Genomic DNA, 1,403 nt, shown 5'->3' on the forward strand with positions numbered 1-1,403 from the left:
CACTAGTGTTGCACAAATAATTTCAGAAAAATCTGAAAACTATATTTCATTCAAAATTGCCCAAAAATCAAATGCTTACGCAGCGGATGACTTTTATTCCAGAAATTGTACGTTTTATTAAACTGAATTCAAGAGCGACACCAACATTCTTTTCTAATCAATCATCTGGTTTGAACTGCCCAAGCCAATCTTCGGCCGGGTCAAACATTAGGTAATGAAATGTTTTCTTCAATAGAAACAGTGTCGCTTTAGTATTGAGCTCTATCTTCACCAAGTAGGTCAATAAGGTCGCGATAAGGGTTAGTATTACTTGATTTATCGCGCCTTGCTCACTTTGAGAATAGAGGTTCTTGATGGCTACATTCTGCTTTAGATGTTTGAAAAACAGTTCGATATGCCAGCGGGCTTGGTACATGTCTGCGACCTCGTTTGGCGTTACATCAAAACGATTCGTTACGATCCGCAGAAGTCTTTGCCCCTTTGTCAGAACGGTCACTAGTCTGAAGCGTTCTGTGACATGGTTAACGCCACCGCCGAGAATGACTTGCTGGTCGCTGATAATCTGGCCATCAGTCAGCTTAGGAGTCTCAACCTCGAATTGATCTAGCACAGTGACTTTGGTATTCTTCTTGATTCTAGTGACGAAGAAATACCCATCACGATTCATTTTGTCCAATAGCCGATAATCGAAATAGCCACGATCTACCACGTAAGTCGCTTCCGCTTTGTCCACGAATACTTCGAAGTGATTGCGATCGTGTTCACTTGCGTTGGTAATCGTAAAATTCTCTGGATACTGGTTATCCTTATCCAAGTAACAGAGGTTCAAATGGAGCTTGATACCGGATTTTGTCTTGCGAAACTTTGCCCAAGGAAACCAAGTTTTATTCAATGGAATGGTTGTCGAATCAATGATTTGCAAACTAGTTGTTTTCGAACTCGGCTTTTGTTTGGCAATTTTGCCAAACAAATCGGTGAATATTTCCATGAGCACCTCCTGGTCAATCTCAGCTGTTCGCCTAGAAATGGAACTGTGGGATATTGAGTCAATCCCGACCTCTTTACAAAGTCGTTTATCCAGGAAAGCACGATCGATTTCTCGGAAACTAGCTAATTCTTCATAAATGGCGTACAGGAGCACCTTTGTTGTAGTGCGAAAATCGAGCTTTTTACTGTAGTGATCGAAGTTTTTAATGTTGGTTCTAGACTTTTTGGACAATTCATCCAACTTAATGGAGGAAAGCCATTTCTGAAATGATGTTTTTGAGTTATACTTATCCATGTGTAAGTCCTTTTTATTGGTCTTGGATAAGTCATCCGAGAACAGTATAAAGGATTTTTTTGTGCATGAATAGCTTTATAGCAATGCTTTTAATGATTTGAAGTTCTTTGCAACACTAGTG

The 1,403-nt window shown here is 39.9% G+C and carries 1 protein-coding gene; it reads right to left on the bottom strand.

From position 1 onward, the window contains the following. Positions 1-157 precede the first annotated feature (157 nt). Complete coding sequence (locus tag GVJ38_RS14115) at positions 158-1,282, bottom strand: IS4 family transposase (RefSeq protein WP_159723816.1); 1,125 nt, start codon at positions 1,280-1,282, stop codon at positions 158-160. Positions 1,283-1,403: the final 121 nt, after the last annotated feature.

The sequence above is a fragment of the Enterococcus sp. CSURQ0835 genome, assembly GCF_902706605.1.
In the GTDB taxonomy this organism is placed as follows: Bacteria; Bacillota; Bacilli; order Lactobacillales; family Enterococcaceae; genus Enterococcus_A.

Coding starts and splice junctions, on each gene's coding strand:
- GVJ38_RS14115 (WP_159723816.1), bottom strand. CDS start 1,282: ATGGATAAGTATAACTCAAAAACATCATTTCAGAAATGGCTTTCCTCC.